This window comes from Sphaerotilus hippei (genome assembly GCF_003201595.1).
GTDB lineage: Bacteria > Pseudomonadota > Gammaproteobacteria > Burkholderiales > Burkholderiaceae_C > Sphaerotilus > Sphaerotilus hippei.
In genome coordinates this window covers 126,496-142,740 of sequence record NZ_QJJS01000008.1, presented here as the reverse complement: position 1 = coordinate 142,740, position 16,245 = coordinate 126,496, and the positions used below count along the sequence as shown (strand labels likewise).

Genomic DNA, 16,245 nt, shown 5'->3' with positions numbered 1-16,245 from the left:
GCGTGCCCCCGGAGCTCGGTCATGGCTCGGGTGACGCCCGCCTCCAGCCCCGCGGATCAGGCCGCGGCCCTGCCGGCCGCGGTCGACGCGCTGGTGCGTGGCGAGCTGCTGGCCTTTCCGACCGAGACGGTCTACGGCCTGGGTGCCCGCGCCGATGACGCCGCGGCGGTGGCCCGCATCTTCGCCGCCAAGGGCCGGCCCAGCGACCACCCGCTGATCGTGCACGTGGCCGATGCGGCCGGGGCCGAGGCGTTCGCGGCCGAGTTGCCCCCGTCGGCACGCCGGCTGATGGCCGCCTTCTGGCCCGGCCCGCTGACCGTCATCGTGCCGCGCCGCGAGGGCATCGGTGCCGAGGCGGCCGGCGGCCAGGACAGCGTCGGCCTGCGCTGCCCCTCGCACCCGCTGGCGCTGGCGCTGCTGCGGGCGGCCGCGGCGGCCGGCGTGCCGGGCGTGGCCGCGCCCAGCGCCAACCGCTTCGGGCGCGTCAGCCCGACCCGGGCCGCGCATGTGGCCGACGAGTTCACCGCGCTGCCCGGGCTGATCGTGCTCGACGGTGGCGACTGCGCCGTCGGCATCGAGTCGGCCATCATCGACTGCACCCGCGAGCCGGCGGTGCTGCTGCGCCCCGGCGCGCTCAGCGCGGCACACATCGAGGCCGTGCTGCAGGCCCCGCTGGGCCAGCGTGACGGCCACAGCCCGCGGGCGTCGGGCACGCTGGCCGCCCACTACGCGCCCAGCGCCACCGTGCGCTTGATGGACACCGACACGCTGCGGGCGGCGTTGCAGTCGTCCGCGGCCGCGACACGTCCGGGAGACCCCGTGGCGGTATATTGCCGCTCGGTCCTGCCGGCCGGGGCGCCGGGTATGCTGCACCGCGTGATGCCGAGCGATCCGGATGCCGTGGCGCATGAGCTGTTCGGCGTGCTGCGGGACCTCGATGCGGCCCGGGTCGGACAGATCTGGGTGGAGCAGCCGCCCGCCGATCCGGTCTGGGACGGCGTGCGTGACCGCCTGCAGCGAGCCGCCGCCGCTGCGCCTGATGCTTGATGCCCGATGGCACGTTGCCATCCCTTTGGAGTCTTGATGAGTGCTTTTGAGTCTGTGCAGCCGTCCGCGGATCGGCGTTGGGTCCGCTGGGGCGGTCGGATCGGGTCGATGCTGCTGGGCGCGACCCTGGTGGCCTGCGGCGGTGCGCAGCGGGTCGAGGAATACGCGCCCACCAAGGTGGTCAGCTTCGGCGACGAGCTCAGCGTGATCGTCGCCGGCTCGACCTCCAGCACCGGCCGCAAGTACAGCGTCAACGCCCTGGCCACCGACGGCAGCCTCGACTGCACCAGCAACGCCATCTGGAACCAGGTGCTGGCCGACAACTACAGCCTGCCGTTCGACGTCTGCACCTCGGCGACCAATCCGCCCAGCCGCATCCAGGCGACGGTCGGCGCGACCGTGGACGACGTCGTGGCCCAGGTCACCACCTACCGTGCGGCCAACACCTTCGCCCCGGCCACGCTGGTGACGGTGCTGGCGGGCATGCACGACGTGCTGGCCGCGTTCGAGGCCCGCCGGGCCGGCACGCTGACCCAGGAGGCGGCGCTGGCCCAGGTGGCCGCCGCCGGCACGAAGCTGGGCGCGCTGGTCAACTCGATCACCGACAGCGGCGCCGGCGCGCGGGTGGTCTATTCCACCGTGCCCAGCCTGATCTACTCGCCTTACGTGCGCGGCCTGGCGTCGGCCGACGACTCGGCGGTGCTGACCGCCCTGACCGAACGCTTCAACACCGAGTTCCGCGCCAACGTGACGAACGAGGGCCGCTACGCCGGCCTGGTGCAGGCCCACTCGATCCTCAGCGCGATCATCACCACGCCGAGCACCTACAGCGTCACCAACGTGGCCGATGCCGCCTGCAGCACCGCGCTGCCCGACTGCACCACCTCCACGCTGATCACCGACGCGACGGCCTCGACCTATCTGTGGGCCGATGCCAAGCGGCCGGGCCTGCCCTTCCACAGCCAGCTCGGGCTGGCGGCGGTCAATCGCGCCCGCAACAACCCGTTCTGATCCGGGCCGGGCTCAGGCCCGGTCACCCGGGCACATCGGGCCGCTGCGGGCCAGGGCCGGCAGGGCCGTGCGGCCGAACCACAGCTTCATGCCCAGGATGCTGGCCGCCAGCGTCAGCGTCAGCAGGTTGGCGATGATGACCGGCCAGGCGCCCAGCAGGCAGCCGTAGATCAGCCACAGCGCCACGCCGACGGTGAAGGCGCTGTACATCGACAGCGAGATGCCGCTGACGTCGCGGGTGCGCAGCGTCAGCCAGGCCTGCGGCACGAAGGACATCGTCGTGAGCACGGCGGCCACCGTGCCGATGGTGTCGACGGCGCGGCCGTCCGCGAGGTCCTGGAGGGTGTCCACGTTCATGGGGTATCCGTTCTGAGGGAGGCTGACCACCGCAGCACGCCGTCGAGCACCGCGCGGGTGTCGGTGCTGCTGCTGCCGTGGTCGTTGAGGATGGCCACCAGCATCGTGCGGGTGCCGTCGGGCTGGTCGATGTAGCCGGCGATGCCGGACACGTTCTGGAGCGAACCGGTCTTCAGGTGCGCCTGGGCCGTGGCGCCGGTCAGTCGCCGTGCGGTGGTCTCCACCCCGGCGATCGGCAGCGAGCCGATCAGCTCGGGCATCCACGGCCGCTGCCAGGCCCACTGCAGCAGCCGGCCCAGGCAGCTGGCGCTCAGCCGCTCCTGGCGCGACAGGCCCGATCCGTTGTCCACCACGACCTCGTCGGCCGCGCAGCCGGCCTGGCGGACCGCCACGTCGCGCGCGACCTCGCGGCCGGCCTCGACCGTGGCCGGCCGCTGCGGTGCCAGCGCCAGCATCACGTGCCGGGCGATCGTGTTGTTGCTGTGCTTGTTCATGTCGCGCAGCACCTCGGCCAGCGGTGGCGAGGGCAGGGCGCTGTACAGGGCGGGGTCCTTGCCGGCGCGGGCCTCGACCTCGGCGGGCAGGTTGCCGTCGCGCACCCGGCCCTGCAGCTGGCCGCCGAGCAGCTGCCACATCGACCCGATCGCACGGGCGGCATAGGTCGCCGGGTCGGCATGGGCCACCGGCCAGGCCTTCTCGCCACATTCGGCCGGGAAACGGCCGGCGAAGCTCAGCCGGTCGGCGCGGCCGAGGTCGGCGGCCAGCGTGCCGCGCCAGTCGCCGCAGGGGCCCGAGGCCAGCGGCACGGTCGCCGGCAGCTCGACCCCGCTCAGGCCCGGCACCATGCTGACGCGCGCGACCCCCAGCGCCGGCACCGGCGTGAAGGTCAGCATCAGGCTGTTCTGGTTGATCAGCAGCGCATCGGGCTGCACGTTGTAGGGCTTGCCGGGCTCGCCGTCGAAGTCGCCCGGGTGGCGGGCCTCGACCCGGAAGGCGCTGCGGTCGAGCACGATGTCCCCGCGGATCTGCTGCACGCCCATCTGCTGGCGCAGTTGCTGCAGCACCAGCATCAGCCGTTCGGGCGTCAGGCGGGGGTCGCCGCCGCCGACGACGTAGACCGAGCCGTCGAGCACGCCGGCCATCGGCAGCCGCTCCAGCACCAGCGTGGTCGTCCATTGCCAGGTCGGCCCGAGCCGCTCCAGCGCGGCGGCCGAGGTCAGCAGCTTCATCAGCGAGGCCGACAGCACGGGCGTGTCGGCGCGCCAGGCCAGCAGCGGTTCGGTGCGGTTCGTGCGGCCGACCCACAGGCTCAGCGCCCGGGGGTCAATGCGCTGGGCGGCCAGCACCCGGGTGATGGCGGCGGGCAGCGTGGTCTCGACCGGGGCGGTCGGCACGGCCTGGGCGCTCGTCCCTGCAGGCAGCAGGGTCAGAGCGCCCCACCACAGCAGGCCGACCGAGCGCATCAGGGATTTCATGGGGCTCCATCATACGGAGCTGTCTTGAAGGTTGCCGGGCCGCTGGTGAGCATTCCTGCATTCCCGGGGGGCTCCCGCTACACTGCGGGCCCCGGAATGCCTGTGGCGCGCCGAACTTTCCTCTTGCTGTCCATGCCCCGACTCCTGGCCCTCGACGCTTCCACGTCCACCATCCACCTGGCGCTGGTGCAGGGCGATCAGGTCCTCACCCAGGCTGTGGCCGGTGGGGCGCAGTCCTCGGCCCTGCTGCTGCCGGCGGTGCAGGCGCTGCTGGCCCAGGCCGGCCTGACGGTGCGCGGGCTCGACGCGATCGGCTTCGGCCGTGGTCCCGGTGCGTTCACCGGCCTGCGCACGGCCTGCTCCATCACCCAGGGACTGGCGCTGGGCGCCGGCCTGCCGGTGATCCCGCTGGACACGCTGGCCCTGGTGGCCGAGTCCGCCGTGGCGCAGGGCGCCCCGCACGCGCTGTGGGCCGCGCTCGATGCCCGGATGGGCGAGATCTACGCCGCCCGCTGCGTCCGCCAGCCCGATGGCCGCTGGCTGCAGCCGGTGCCGGTGGCGCTGTGGTCGCCGGCGGCGCTGTGCGAGGCCATGCGCCATGATCCGGCCCCGCTGGCCGGCAATGCCGGCCTGGTGCACCCCGAACTGCTGCTGCCCGGAGCGCCGCCGGCCTGGACCGGCGCGCAGCCCGACGGTGCGGCCCTGGCCATCGCGGTGCGCCAGGCCTTTGCCGCGGGCGCGGCGGTCGACCCGGCGCTGGCGCTGCCGCTGTACGTGCGCGACAAGGTCGCCCAGACCACCGCCGAGCGGCTGGCCCTGCGCCAGGCCACGATCGAGGGCGCACCATGAACCGCGCGCCGCTGGCGGCCCTGGCCGCGGTGGAGCCGACGCCGTCGCTGCTGCCGATGGAGGTGCGCTCGCTTGACCAGGTCATGACGCTCGAGCTGCAGGCCTACCCCTTCCCGTGGAGCCGCGGCAACTTCGTCGATGCACTGGCTTCGGGCTACCTGGCCCAGTGCCTGTGGGCGCCGGAGGGGCAGCTGCTGGGCTATCACGTCTCGATGGCCGGTGTCGACGAGTGGCACCTGCTGAACCTGAGCGTGGCGCCCGCCCTGCAGGGCCGCGGCCACGGCCTGATGCTGCTGCGGGCCCTCGAGCAGGAGGCGATCCGCACCCGTGCCGAGGCCCTGTGGCTCGAGGTGCGGCCGAGCAACGAGCGGGCGCTGCGCCTGTACCGGCGCTTCGGTTTCGAGGAGGTCGGGCGCCGCAAGGCCTATTACCCCGACCATGGCGGGGGACGCGAGGACGCGCTGGTGCTGCGCTGTCCCGTGCCGGCCCCGGGAGCGGTCGCACCATGAGCTGGACCCGGCGTCAGCACGCGCTGCTGCGCGAGATCGGCGTGCCGCTGTGGCCCGGTGCGGGTGGCGTGCCGGCCGAGACCGTCGTGGCCGCTGTGCCGATGGCTCCGGTGGCAGCGCCGGTGTCGCCGCCCGCGCCAGTCACGGCCCGCGTCGAGTCAGCTCCACCGGCCATGGCCGCTGCTGCGGTCGAGCCGGTGTCGGCGCCTGAACCGGCTCCGGCCGGGCGTGCCGTTCCCCTGCTGCCGGCGCGCCGGGCGGCGGCCCCGGCAGGGCTGACGCCCCATCCGCAGGCGGCCGAGATCGCCTCGATGTCCTGGGATGCCCTGCGCGAGGCCGTGTCCGGCTGCCGGGCCTGCCCGCTGTGCGAGAGCCGCCGCCAGACCGTCTTCGGTGCCGGTCATCCGCAAGCGCACTGGATGCTGGTGGGCGAAGCCCCGGGCGAGCAGGAAGACCTGCGGGGCGAGCCTTTTGTCGGCAAGGCCGGGCAGCTGCTCGACAACATGCTGCGTGCGGTCGGACTCGGCCGTGGCGAGGCGTCACCCGAGCAGCAGGTCTGCATCGCCAACGTGCTGAAGTGCCGCCCGCCCGGCAACCGCAACCCGGGCCCCGAGGAGGTGCTGCGCTGCGAGCCCTTCCTGATGCGCCAGGTCGAGCTGGTCCGCCCGAAGCTGATCCTGGCGATGGGCCGCTTCGCGGTGCAGTCGCTGCTGGGCAGCACCGAGCCGATCGGCCGCCTGCGGGGTCGGATGCACGAATACCACGGCGTGCCGCTGGTGGTCACCTACCACCCGGCCTACCTGCTGCGCAATCCGCTCGACAAGGCCCGCTCCTGGGAAGACCTCTGCCTGGCGGGCGAGGTCTACCGGCAGGCCATGGCGGCCGGCTGACGGCCTGCGGCCGCGCCGCGTTCAGCGGTCGTGGCCGATGTAGCGGCGGCGCCAGAAGACGCTGACCAGGCCGACCACCACCGAGGCCATCAGCACGATCGAGATCCAGAAGCCGTGCGAGTCCTTCAGCAGCGGCATGGACTCGAAGTTCATGCCGAAGATGCCGGTGATCAGGTTCAGCGGCAGGAAGATGGCGGTCAGCACCGTCAGCGTGCGCATGATCTCGTTGGTGCGCTGGCCCATGTCGGAAAAGTGCATCTGCACGGCGCTCTCGACCGAGGACTCCAGCCGCCGCACATGGGTCAGCACCCGCTCGATGTGCTCGAGCACGTCACGCGAGCGCACCCGCAGCAGCTCCTGCTCGGTCTTGGCCGCTGGATCGGCGGCGGCCGGCCATTCGGCCAGCGCGTCCATCCATTCCTGGATCGCGCTGCGCTGGTCTTCGCAGATGTCCTCGAGCTGGTGCAGCGTATTGCGCGACTCCAGCAGCGCCCGCCAGTTGATCGGCTGCGGTCGCTTGCCGAACAGCTCCTGCTGCAGCGTGCCCAGCTGCCGGGTCAGCAGCCGGCGCAGGTCCAGGTAGCTGTCGACCATGTGGTTGACGATGCGCAGCATCAGGTCGGCCGGGTTCGGCGGCAGCCGGGAGACGCCGCTGGCGCTGGCGACCTGCATCTGGCGCAGGCGTTCGACGAAGAAGTCGCGGATCTGGCAGTCGGCCGGGTGCACGGTCAGCAGGCAGCGATCGAACACCGCAAAACCGACCGGACTGGTGTCGATGGTGCGCAGCGCTTCCAGCGCCGAGCGGGCGGTGCCGCGGTCCTCGTCGAGGAAGAGGGCGGAGCTGCCGGCACCGGCGGCCAGCCGCCGGAACACCAGCAGGTCGTAGACCGAGGTGTAGTCGAAGTGCGAGGGCAGCTGGTGGTTCAGCAGGTCCGAGACGTGCAGGTCGATCAGCATCGAGCCGGTCCAGGCCTGCAGCTGGTTCTGCAGGTCCGCCTGGTTGACCTCGAACTCGCGCCGGCCGCTGGTGATCCACAGGTGGCCGGTCTCGGGCAGCTGCGCGGGCAGGCCCGGCAACTCGGTGAAGCTGTCGCTGATCAGGAAGACGCGCATGCGATGCCAGGGACGGCCCGGCCGGCTGGCCGGGCGGGGGTCAGCGACTCGCGCGCAGGACGCGGGCGGCGTCCAGGGCGAAGTAGGTCAGCACACCGTCGGCACCGGCCCGCTTGAAGGCCAGCAGCGACTCCATCATCACCGCATCGTGGTCCAGCCAGCCGTTGAGGGCTGCGGCTTTCAGCATCGCGTACTCGCCGCTGACCTGGTAGGCGAAAGTCGGCACGCGGAACTCGTCCTTGACGCGGCGCACCACGTCCAGGTACGGCATGCCAGGCTTGACCATGACCATGTCGGCCCCTTCGGCGAGGTCCAGCGCGACCTCGCGCAGCGCTTCGTCGGTGTTGGCCGGGTCCATCTGGTAGGCCTTCTTGTCGCTCTTGCCCAGGTTGCCGGCCGAGCCGACCGCGTCGCGGAACGGGCCGTAGAAGGCGCTGGCGTACTTGGCGCTGTAGGCCATGATGCGGGTGTGGATCAGACCGTGCGCCTCGAGCTCGTCGCGGATCGCGCCGATGCGCCCGTCCATCATGTCGCTCGGCGCGACGATGTCGGCGCCGGCTTCGGCCTGCACCCGGGCCTGCTGCCTCAGCACGGCCGTGGTCTCGTCGTTGAGCACGTAACCGCTGTCGTCGATCAGTCCGTCCTGGCCGTGCGACGTGTAGGGGTCGAGTGCCACGTCGGTCATGATGGCGAGCTCCGGGAAGCGCCGCTTCAGCTCACGCACCACACTCGGCAGGAAACCGTCGGGGTTGCAGGCCTCGCGGCCATCGGGGGTCTTGCCGGCGCCGTCCAGCACCGGGAACAGCGCCATCACCGGGATGCCCAGGTCCACGCACTGCTCGGCCACCGGCAGCAGCTGGTCGAGGCTGCGGCGCTCGACGCCGGGCATCGAGGCGACCGGTTGGACCAGCCCCTGACCCTCGAGCACGAAGACGGGGTAGATCAGGTCGCTGGGATGCAGGCGGTGTTCGGCCACCAGCGCCCGGGTCTGGGCATCTCTGCGCAGGCGGCGCGGGCGGGCAGCCGGGAAACGGGCGGAAGCTGTCATGACGGGGAGTGAGGAGGGCGCATCCGTGCGGCGCGCTGGGCACCCTGGCCGGAGGACACCGGGGATTGCATGCAAAGAGCTCATTGCATACGCGTTTCACAACGTTTTCACGTTGGGGAGACCACGAACGCGGCAGTGGTGTCGGCTGCTGCTAAACTTGTCGGTGAATGATACGTCTTTTGACGTGCGTTCCCTGCTTTTCCTCCCTGAGCAGGTGCCTTACCGTGTTGACAGCGTTAAGGCTTTGCAGCCCCAGCCGCCCTGGCTGGGGCTCTTTTTTTGCCCCAGCGCGGGCCACACCCCTCATGCCTTGCCCGGTCGGACGGCGCCCAGGCGCGGGCCTGCCGCCGCGCGGCCATCGACCGATGGTGGCGTCTCGCCGTGGACCACCTCGACCCGGTCCAGCGCATTCGGCCGGGTCGCGTTCAGGTCGTCGAACCACGAGGTCCGTGGCGGATCCCTCTGGTCGTGGCGCTCCGGCCGCTCCAGCGGCCGGGTGTCGGGTCCGGGTTCCTGGAGCGAGGCGGCCGGTTCGGGGGCGAACGAGCGGCGCACGCTGCTCACATCCGGCAGCATGGCCTCGTTCCAGATGTGCAGCGGCACGCCCGCCCGGTTCAGCACCCGCTCGATGCGCTTGCCCCGCTTGCGGGCGCGTTCGGTCTCAGGGCGATCCCCGGTGCGCACCTCGATCACGGCCAGCACGTTGCTGGCGCTGTCGCAGATCATCAGGTCGATGCAGATGTGGCCGACCCGCCGCATCCACTCGGCATAGGAGTGCCGGGTCGGCACCTTGACGAAGTGCGAGATCGGCACCTGCGCGAGCACCAGCCGGTCGGGCAGGGCGCGGTTGACGATGTGCAGCGCCCGCAGATGACCGGGCGTGAGCACCCGGGTGGACTCCGGCGGCCAGCCGCCCACCGTGTCCACGGCGTCCAGCGCCCGGGGACGACCGGGGGCATGGCCCGAGGTGAAAAAAGTCCTGGCGATCCACACCAGAAGCGCGCCGGCCACCCCCAGTGCCAGGAGCAGGCCGCTGTCCGTGAGATCGAGAAATGAGAAATCCATCACGCCAAATTAATGGCGCTTGTGTTAAACGTCAAGCCCGCTGATGGTTGAAATCCTGTAACACCAAAGTGGAACCGATGGGTCCACGCCGTCCGCGGGGGTCAGAGGCCCATGCCGGGCAGGCCCTTGCGACCGCCGCCGAAGCGTTTCATCATCTTCATCAGGCCGCCGCCCTTCATCTTCTTCATCATGCCCTGCATCTGCTCGAACTGGTTGAGCATGCGGTTGACCTCCTGGACATGGACCCCGGCCCCGGCGGCGATGCGGCGCTTGCGGCTGGCCTTGATCAGCTCGGGCTTGCGGCGCTCCAGCGGCGTCATCGAATGGATGATGCCTTCCATGCGGCGCACGTCCTTCTCGGCCTTGCCCATGTCGGCCTGGCCGGCCTTGGCGGCGAATTCGGCCGGCAGCTTGTCGATCAGGCCCGACAGCCCGCCCATCTTCTTCATCTGGCTGATCTGGGCCAGGAAGTCGTTCAGGTCGAAGCCTTCGCCGCTCTTGACCTTGTCGGCCAGTTTCTGCGCGGCCTGGAGGTCGACCCCCTTCTGCACCTCCTCGACCAGCGCGAGGATGTCGCCCATGCCCAGCACCCGGCCGGCGTGGCGGTCGGCGTCGAAGACCTCCAGCCCGTCGATCTTCTCGGACACGCCGGCGAACTTGATCGGCGCGCCGGTGATCTGCCGCACCGACAGCGCCGCACCGCCGCGCGAATCGCCGTCGAGCTTGGTCAGCACGATGCCGGTCAGCGGCAGCGCTTCCTTGAAGGCCTTGGCGGTGTTGATGGCGTCCTGGCCCTGCATCGCGTCGACGACGAACAGCGTCTCGATCGGGTCGAGCGTGGCGTGCAGGTCGCTGATCTCGGCCATCAGTGCCTCGTCGATCGCCAGGCGGCCGGCGGTGTCGACCAGCAGCACGTCGAAGAAGTGCTTCTTCGCGTAGTCGAGCGCGGCCAGCGCGATGTCGCGCGGCTTCTGGTCACCGGTCGACGGGAACCACTCGGCGCCGGCCTGCTTCGTCACGGTCCTGAGCTGCTCGATGGCGGCGGGGCGGTAGACGTCGGCCGAGACGGTCAGCACCTTCTTCTTGCGCTTCTCGATCAGGTGCTTGGCCAGCTTGGCGGTGGTCGTGGTCTTGCCGGCGCCCTGCAGGCCGGCCATCAGGATGATGGCCGGGGGCTGGGTCGCCAGGTTGATGTCGGCCACGCCTTCGCCCATGGTGGCGGCGAGCTCCTTCTGCACGATGCCCACCAGCGCCTGGCCGGGCGACAGCGAGCCGACCACCTCGGTGCCCAGTGCCCGCTCCTTGACCCGGGCGATGAAGTCGCGCACGACGGGCAGCGCCACGTCGGCCTCCAGCAGGGCCATGCGCACTTCGCGCAGCATGTCCTGGACGTTCGCTTCGGTGATGCGGGCCTGGCCACGCATGGTCTTGACCAGGCGTGACAGGCGTTCGGAGAGGGCAGATGCCATGGGTGGCCCCGTGTAGGTTGGATCGCGAAGCGGAAGCGCCGCCCGACGGCGGGCGCCCGAAAGTACACTGTTCGACGTGATTTTATCGACCGCCCTGCCTGTGGGCCTGACACCCTCTTCCGTCCTGCCTGCGCTGATGGCGCTGGCGGCCTATCTGCTGGCTTCCTGGCGTGGCGAGACCCGCTGGCTGAGGCGGGCCCTGGTGACCGGCTGGGGCGCGCATGCCCTGGCCCTGACGGCCCAGGTGCTGGGCTGGGGCCTGCCCGGCGACGGCGCCCGTTTCGGCTTCGCGCCGGCGCTGTCGATCGCCGTCTGGCTGGTGCTGGGGGGCTACGTGATCGAGAGCCGTTTCATGCCGCTGCCCCGGGTGCGGCGCGGGCTGGCGCTGCTGGGCAGCGTGACGGTGCTGCTGGCGCTGGTGTTCCCGGGCGAGCCGGGCGTGCATCCGGCCTCGCCGTGGGCGCCGCTGCACTGGGTGCTGGGCCTGGCCTCCTACGGGCTGTTCGGTGCGGCGGTGCTGCACGCCACCTGGCTCGACCGGGCCGAACGCGCCATGCGCAAGGCCGGCCGCCAGCCGGGCCAGATGCCGGTGCTGCCGCTGCTGACCCTGGAGAAGCTGACCTACCGCTTCGTGCTGGCCGGGTTCGCGGTGCTGTCGCTGGCCCTGCTGCTGGGGGTGTGGTTCACGCCCGTCTGGCACTGGGACCACAAGACGGTGTTCTCGGTGCTGGGCTGGGCGGTCTTCGCCGGCTTGCTGGCCGGGCGCCGGGCGTTCGGCTGGCGGGGGCGGCGGGCCACGCGCTGGCTCTACATCGGCACCGGCCTGCTGCTGCTGGCCTATGTCGGTTCGCGCTTCGTGTTCGAGGTGCTGCTTCATCGCGCTCCGGCGCTGGCGGGTCTGTGATGATCAAGGTGCTCTGGGCCTTCGGCGTGGTGGTGGGGGTGCTCTGGCTGCTGCGCAGCTGGCGCCGGCGCACGGCCGATCCCCGCCCGGTGTCGCCCCCGGCCGAGCCCCGGCCGGCTGATCCGTCGGCCCGCCTGCCGCAGCAGCGCATGGTCAGCTGCGTGCACTGCGGGGTGCACCTGCCCGAGGACGAGGCCGTGCTCGACGGTGATCGGGCCTACTGCAGCACCGCTCACCTCGACGCGGCCCGCCCGCGCCGCTCCTGAGGCGGCCGCCATCCCCGTCGTGATCCCCGCACCGGCCCCGCCGAATCCGGCCGAGGTGCCCGAATCGGGTGGCCCGGCCGACACCCTGCCGGTGCTGCCGTCGCTGGCCCGCACGTTCCGCGCCTTCGCGATCGCCCGCGCGCTGCTCGGCGTGCTGCTGCTGGGGGTGCAGTCGCTGCTCACCCTGTACGCCGCCGCGCCGCCGCCGCTGAGCGTGCTGCTGGTGTGTGCGGTCTACGCGCTGCTCGCGCTGCCGGTGCCGCTGTGGCGTTCTCCGGCGTCGTTCGTCGAGGGGCCGGTGTCCGGGCGACCGCCGCTGCCGCCGGGTCCGATCGGCCGGCGCGGGGCGCTGCGCCCCGCGGCCTGGGGGGCCACGCTGGGGGTGGATCTGCTGGCCTTCACCTGGCTGCTGGCGCTGTCGGGCCAGCAGGCCAATGCGATGGCGCTGTTCATCCTGCCGGTGCTGATGGCGGCGGTGCTGATGCGCCGTCGCCTCGCGCTGGCGGTGGCCTCCGGCGTGGTGCTGGTGCTGTTGGGCCACGCCTGGTGGCTGTCGCTGACCGGTGCGGACGCGGCGCTGCAGCTGACGCAGGCCGGCCTGGTCGGCGCCGGGGTGCTGGCGGTGGCCGTGCTCACCGGCGGGCTGGCCGAGCGCCTGGCTCGGCAGGAGCGCACCACGCAGGCCTCGCTGGAGCTGGCACGCCAGCAGGCGCTGCTGAACCGGCTGATGATCGAGGAGATGCAGGACGGCGTGATGGTGGTCGACCGCAGCGGCACGGTGCGGGCCGCCAACCCGGCGGCGCTGGCGCTCATCGGCCTGCCGCCGCTGGCCGGCTTCGCGACCTTCGGCCTGCAGAGCCAGGCGCAGTGGCTGCCCCTCTACCAGGTGCTGCAGGCCGCCTACGCGACGGGGGTCTGCCACGAGGGTGGCGAGCAGCTGGCGCTGGAGCTGAGCAGCCAGGGCCACGTGCAGAGGCGCCACCTGCGCCTGCGCCTGCGCTTCACCCGCTGGCAGGGCGTGGACGCCAGCGATGAGCTGTGCCTGATGTTCGTCGAGGACGTGCGCACCTGGCGTGCCCGGGCCCGCCAGGAGCAGCTGGCCGCGATGGGGCGGGTGTCGGCGGGCATCGCCCACGAGATCCGCAACCCGCTGGCGGCCATCGCGCAGGCCAATGCGCTGCTCGAGGAAGAGCTGCAGGCGCCGCTGCAGCAGCGCCTGGCCCGCATGGTGGCCGACAACGTCGAGCGGCTGCAGCGCATCGTCGACGACGTGCTGGAGGTGGCGCCCGGGGTGTCCCGGGAGGCTCCGCTGATCGATCTGCGCCAGGCCATCGCGCAGATCGGCGCCGACTGGGCCGGCACCAACGGCTGTGCCACGGGCGAGTCCGGGCCGCTCCATCTGGACCTCGGGCAGGAAACGCTGTGCTCACGCTTCGACCCCGATCACCTGCGCCGGGTGCTGGTCAACCTGCTGGACAACGCCTGGCGCCACTGCAGCGGGCAGTCGCATGCGGTGTGGGTCCGGCTGGCGCCGCGGGGCCGTGCGGCGGTGCTGCTGTCGGTGGCCAGCGACGGCCAGCCGATCGCGCCCGACGTGGAGCCCTACCTCTTCGAGCCCTTCTTCTCGACCCGCAGCCGGGGCAGCGGCCTGGGCTTGTACATTTGCCGGGAGTTGTGCGAGCGTTACGGCGCCGGCATCGAATTCCAGCCGCGTGGTCCCGGTGCCCGGCACCGCAATGTGTTCGTGATCACGCTGTCTCGTGTGTCCTCTCCTGCCTGACGGGCCTGCGCCTGTCGATCCATGAGCACCCCCTCGAATTTCCGTCTGCTGGTCGTCGATGACGAACCGGACCTGCGCACGCTCTACGAGCTGACCCTGCTGCGCGAGGGCTACGAGGTCGAGTCCGCCGGCACCGTCGAGGACGCCTGGGCGCAGCTGGCCGAGTCCGGCTTCCATGCCGTGATCACCGACATGCGCCTGCCCGACGGCACCGGGCTGGAGCTGCTGCGCCGGCTCGAGCAGGCCGGCCGGCCGGAACGCACCATCGTCATCACCGCCTACGGCTCGGCCGAGAACGCGGTGCAGGCGCTCAAGTCCGGCGCCTACGACTACCTCACCAAGCCGGTCGACCTGAAGCGTTTCCGCGCCGTGGTGGCGGCCGCGCTGGGCCGGGGCGAGGCCTCGCCGTCGGCTGTGGCTGCGCCTGCCGCGAACCGCGCGCCACGGTCGGCCGCGCCGTCGTCGGAGGTCGCGGGCAATGCGCTGGCCAGCATGGTCGGGGCCTCGCATCCGGTGGCCGCCGTGCGGCTGCTGGTCGACAAGGTCGCCCGCAGCATGGCCCCGGTGCTGGTGCAGGGTGAGTCGGGCACCGGCAAGGAGCTGGTCGCCCGGTCGATCCACCAGTGCAGCGCCCGTGCGGCCCAGCCCTTCATCGCGGTCAACTGCGGCGCCATCCCCGAGCAGCTGCTGGAGGCCGAGTTCTTCGGCTACCGCAAGGGCGCCTTCACCGGCGCCAACGAGGATCGGGACGGTTTTTTTCAGGCCGCGCGGGGCGGCACGCTCTTCCTCGACGAGATCGGTGACCTGCCGCTGCTGATGCAGTCCAAGCTGCTGCGGGTCATCCAGGAGCGGGCGGTGCGCCCGGTCGGTGCGGTCAGCGAGGTGCCGCTGGACGTGCGCATCGTCAGCGCGACCCACAAGGACCTGTCGCTGGAGGTGCAGGCCGGGCGTTTCCGCCAGGACCTGTTCTACCGCCTGAACGTCATCCAGATCCGGGTGCCGGCGCTGCGCGAGCGCATGGACGACCTGCCGCTGCTGTGCGCCCGGGTGCTCGAGCGCATCTGCATCGAAGGCGGCCTGCGGGCCGGCGAGGTGCAGCTGTCCGCCGCCGCGCTGGAGCGGCTCGGGCGCCACCCCTTCCCGGGCAATGTGCGCGAGCTGGAGAACCTGCTGTACCGCGCGGTCGCGCTGGCCAGCTCGCCGGTGATCGAGGTCGAGGACCTGGGCCTCGACGAGGGTGATCCGTCCGCGGCGATCCCGCTGGCCCTCGATTCGATGGGCGCCGTACCGGTCGGGCTGCCGCCGCCGGTCGAGGCGCCCGGACCGGTGCCGGCGGTCGATGCGGTGCCGGCCGACCTGATGGCTTACCTCGACGGCATCGAGCGCGAGGTGCTGGTGCGTGCGCTGGAACTGCAGCGCAACAACCGCACCGCGGCCGGACTCAGCCTCGGGCTGACGCTGAGGCAGATGCGCTACCGCATGGCCCGGCTGGGCATCCACGTGGCGGGCGAGGGCCCTTCGGCCGACGAGGCCGGCACGGGCCTGGGCGCATGAAGTGCGCCCGTCGCCGGCGGGTGCCGCGCACGCCGTGGCAGCAGGACTGGTGGCGTCCGGCCGTCGCCGTGCCAAGCCCGAACCATGGCCCCCGGCCGGCCGGGGCCGTGCCCACGCTGGTCGTGCTGCATTCGATCAGCCTGCCGCCCGGCCGCTACGGCGGCGAGGCGGTGGAGCGCCTGTTCACCAACCGGCTCGACCCGCGTGCCCACCCGTCGTTCGCGGCGCTCGAGGGACTGGAGGTGTCGGCGCATTTCGTGATCCGCCGCGGCGGCACGGTGCAGCAGTACGTCGGGGTCGAGCGCCGCGCCTGGCACGCCGGCCGTTCGTCCTGGCGCGGGCGCGACAACTGCAACGACTACAGCGTCGGCCTCGAGCTCGAGGGGCTCGAGGGCCGGTGTTTCAGCGCATCCCAGTACCGGGTGCTGGCGCGGCTGCTGCCGCAGCTCGCGCAGCGCTGGACCACGCTGCGCGAGGTGGTCGGCCACGAGCACGTGGCCCCCGGGCGCAAGCGTGATCCCGGCCCCGGCTTCGACTGGCGCCGACTGGCCCGGCGCCTCCGTGGCAGCGGCCTGAAGGTCTGGCCCGAGCCCTGATCCACAACGCTGTGGGCAACTTGTGGGTAAAGTCCTCAACGCCCAATTTGTTCTGTGGACACTACCGCTAGCGCTTGTTGGTTCGGCTGACACTAGATATAGTGCCTCCCGTGCCATCCTTCCCATCGCTCACCGACTTCGGTCGCCGGTTCGCGCAGCACCTGGCTGCCCCCGGCGGCAGGCCGCCGCTGCCGGCGGACCCGGTCGGCCCTGAAGCGCCGCAACCCTGGCCTCGCGGCGTCGGATAACGACGCCAGGCCCCCGGATGTACCCGAGCCTCGGCACCGTGCGGACCACGGTGCGGGGGGTACC

16 protein-coding genes are annotated in these 16,245 nt (G+C 71.9%); 10 read left to right on the top strand and 6 right to left on the bottom strand.

Going from position 1 to position 16,245, the window contains the following annotated elements; genetic code table 11:
* Window positions 1–21: 21 nt before the first annotated feature.
* Both C7444_RS10590 and C7444_RS10585 read left to right on the top strand, forming a co-directional pair.
* On the top strand, window positions 22–1,047 hold the full coding sequence (locus C7444_RS10590; RefSeq protein WP_110400821.1) for an L-threonylcarbamoyladenylate synthase: 1,026 nt from the start codon (window positions 22–24) through the stop codon (window positions 1,045–1,047).
* A 108-nt stretch (window positions 1,048–1,155) separates the two neighbouring features.
* Complete coding sequence (locus tag C7444_RS10585; protein WP_110400820.1) at window positions 1,156–2,058, top strand: SGNH/GDSL hydrolase family protein; 903 nt, start codon at window positions 1,156–1,158, stop codon at window positions 2,056–2,058.
* A gap of 12 nt (window positions 2,059–2,070) precedes the next feature.
* Here the strand turns inward: C7444_RS10585 and C7444_RS10580 are convergent, their stop codons facing one another.
* Window positions 2,071–2,415 (bottom strand): SemiSWEET transporter, encoded by a 345-nt coding sequence (locus tag C7444_RS10580; RefSeq protein ID WP_110400819.1) that lies wholly within the window; start codon window positions 2,413–2,415, stop codon window positions 2,071–2,073.
* Window positions 2,412–3,890, bottom strand: a complete 1,479-nt coding sequence (gene dacB, locus C7444_RS10575) for a D-alanyl-D-alanine carboxypeptidase/D-alanyl-D-alanine endopeptidase (protein WP_110400818.1) — start codon at window positions 3,888–3,890, stop codon at window positions 2,412–2,414. Before dacB ends, C7444_RS10580 begins: the two co-directional genes overlap by 4 nt.
* A gap of 132 nt (window positions 3,891–4,022) precedes the next feature.
* On the opposite strand from dacB, the gene tsaB reads away from it, so the two are divergent.
* From tsaB to C7444_RS10560, 3 genes are read left to right on the top strand one after another with little or no spacing between them, the layout of a single operon-like run.
* Window positions 4,023–4,739: a tRNA (adenosine(37)-N6)-threonylcarbamoyltransferase complex dimerization subunit type 1 TsaB gene (gene tsaB / locus C7444_RS10570; protein WP_110400872.1), complete on the top strand. Its 717-nt coding sequence runs from the start codon at window positions 4,023–4,025 to the stop codon at window positions 4,737–4,739.
* On the top strand, window positions 4,736–5,248 hold the full coding sequence (gene rimI / locus C7444_RS10565) for a ribosomal protein S18-alanine N-acetyltransferase (RefSeq protein WP_170130705.1): 513 nt from the start codon (window positions 4,736–4,738) through the stop codon (window positions 5,246–5,248). Before tsaB ends, rimI begins: the two co-directional genes overlap by 4 nt.
* Window positions 5,245–6,138: a uracil-DNA glycosylase gene (locus tag C7444_RS10560; protein WP_110400817.1), complete on the top strand. Its 894-nt coding sequence runs from the start codon at window positions 5,245–5,247 to the stop codon at window positions 6,136–6,138. Before rimI ends, C7444_RS10560 begins: the two co-directional genes overlap by 4 nt.
* Window positions 6,139–6,159: 21 nt before the next feature.
* On the opposite strand, the gene C7444_RS10555 is transcribed toward C7444_RS10560, so the two are convergent.
* The 4 genes from C7444_RS10555 to ffh form a co-directional block, all read right to left on the bottom strand.
* Window positions 6,160–7,251 carry a magnesium transporter CorA family protein gene (locus C7444_RS10555; protein WP_110400816.1) on the bottom strand — a complete coding sequence of 364 codons (1,092 nt, stop codon included), beginning with the start codon at window positions 7,249–7,251 and terminating at the stop codon, window positions 6,160–6,162.
* A 40-nt stretch (window positions 7,252–7,291) separates the two neighbouring features.
* Entirely contained in the window at window positions 7,292–8,299 is a 1,008-nt protein-coding gene (hemB, locus tag C7444_RS10550) for a porphobilinogen synthase (RefSeq protein WP_110400815.1), read from the bottom strand.
* Window positions 8,300–8,602: 303 nt separating this feature from the next.
* Window positions 8,603–9,364 (bottom strand): DUF2726 domain-containing protein, encoded by a 762-nt coding sequence (locus C7444_RS10545; RefSeq protein ID WP_110400814.1) that lies wholly within the window; start codon window positions 9,362–9,364, stop codon window positions 8,603–8,605.
* Between the two features lie 101 nt (window positions 9,365–9,465).
* The gene (ffh, locus tag C7444_RS10540) at window positions 9,466–10,833 is read right to left on the bottom strand and encodes a signal recognition particle protein (protein ID WP_110400813.1); all 1,368 of its coding nucleotides are present in this window, start codon (window positions 10,831–10,833) and stop codon (window positions 9,466–9,468) included.
* A gap of 76 nt (window positions 10,834–10,909) precedes the next feature.
* Here ffh and C7444_RS10535 point away from each other — a divergent pair, with 76 nt between their 5' ends.
* Genes C7444_RS10535 through ampD form a run of 5 tightly spaced genes read left to right on the top strand, consistent with a single transcriptional unit; the run spans window position 10,910 to window position 15,933 of the window.
* Window positions 10,910–11,737: a cytochrome C assembly family protein gene (locus C7444_RS10535; protein ID WP_245909506.1), complete on the top strand. Its 828-nt coding sequence runs from the start codon at window positions 10,910–10,912 to the stop codon at window positions 11,735–11,737.
* Window positions 11,737–12,003 carry a PP0621 family protein gene (locus C7444_RS10530; protein WP_110400811.1) on the top strand — a complete coding sequence of 89 codons (267 nt, stop codon included), beginning with the start codon at window positions 11,737–11,739 and terminating at the stop codon, window positions 12,001–12,003. The genes C7444_RS10535 and C7444_RS10530 overlap by 1 nt, the downstream gene beginning before the upstream one ends.
* A 55-nt stretch (window positions 12,004–12,058) precedes the next feature.
* On the top strand, window positions 12,059–13,783 hold the full coding sequence (locus tag C7444_RS10525) for an ATP-binding protein (protein ID WP_170130704.1): 1,725 nt from the start codon (window positions 12,059–12,061) through the stop codon (window positions 13,781–13,783).
* Window positions 13,784–13,804: 21 nt separating this feature from the next.
* The gene (locus tag C7444_RS10520; RefSeq protein WP_110400809.1) at window positions 13,805–15,337 is read left to right on the top strand and encodes a sigma-54-dependent transcriptional regulator; all 1,533 of its coding nucleotides are present in this window, start codon (window positions 13,805–13,807) and stop codon (window positions 15,335–15,337) included.
* Window positions 15,334–15,933 (top strand): 1,6-anhydro-N-acetylmuramyl-L-alanine amidase AmpD, encoded by a 600-nt coding sequence (gene ampD / locus C7444_RS10515; RefSeq protein ID WP_110400808.1) that lies wholly within the window; start codon window positions 15,334–15,336, stop codon window positions 15,931–15,933. Before C7444_RS10520 ends, ampD begins: the two co-directional genes overlap by 4 nt.
* Window positions 15,934–16,245: the final 312 nt, after the last annotated feature.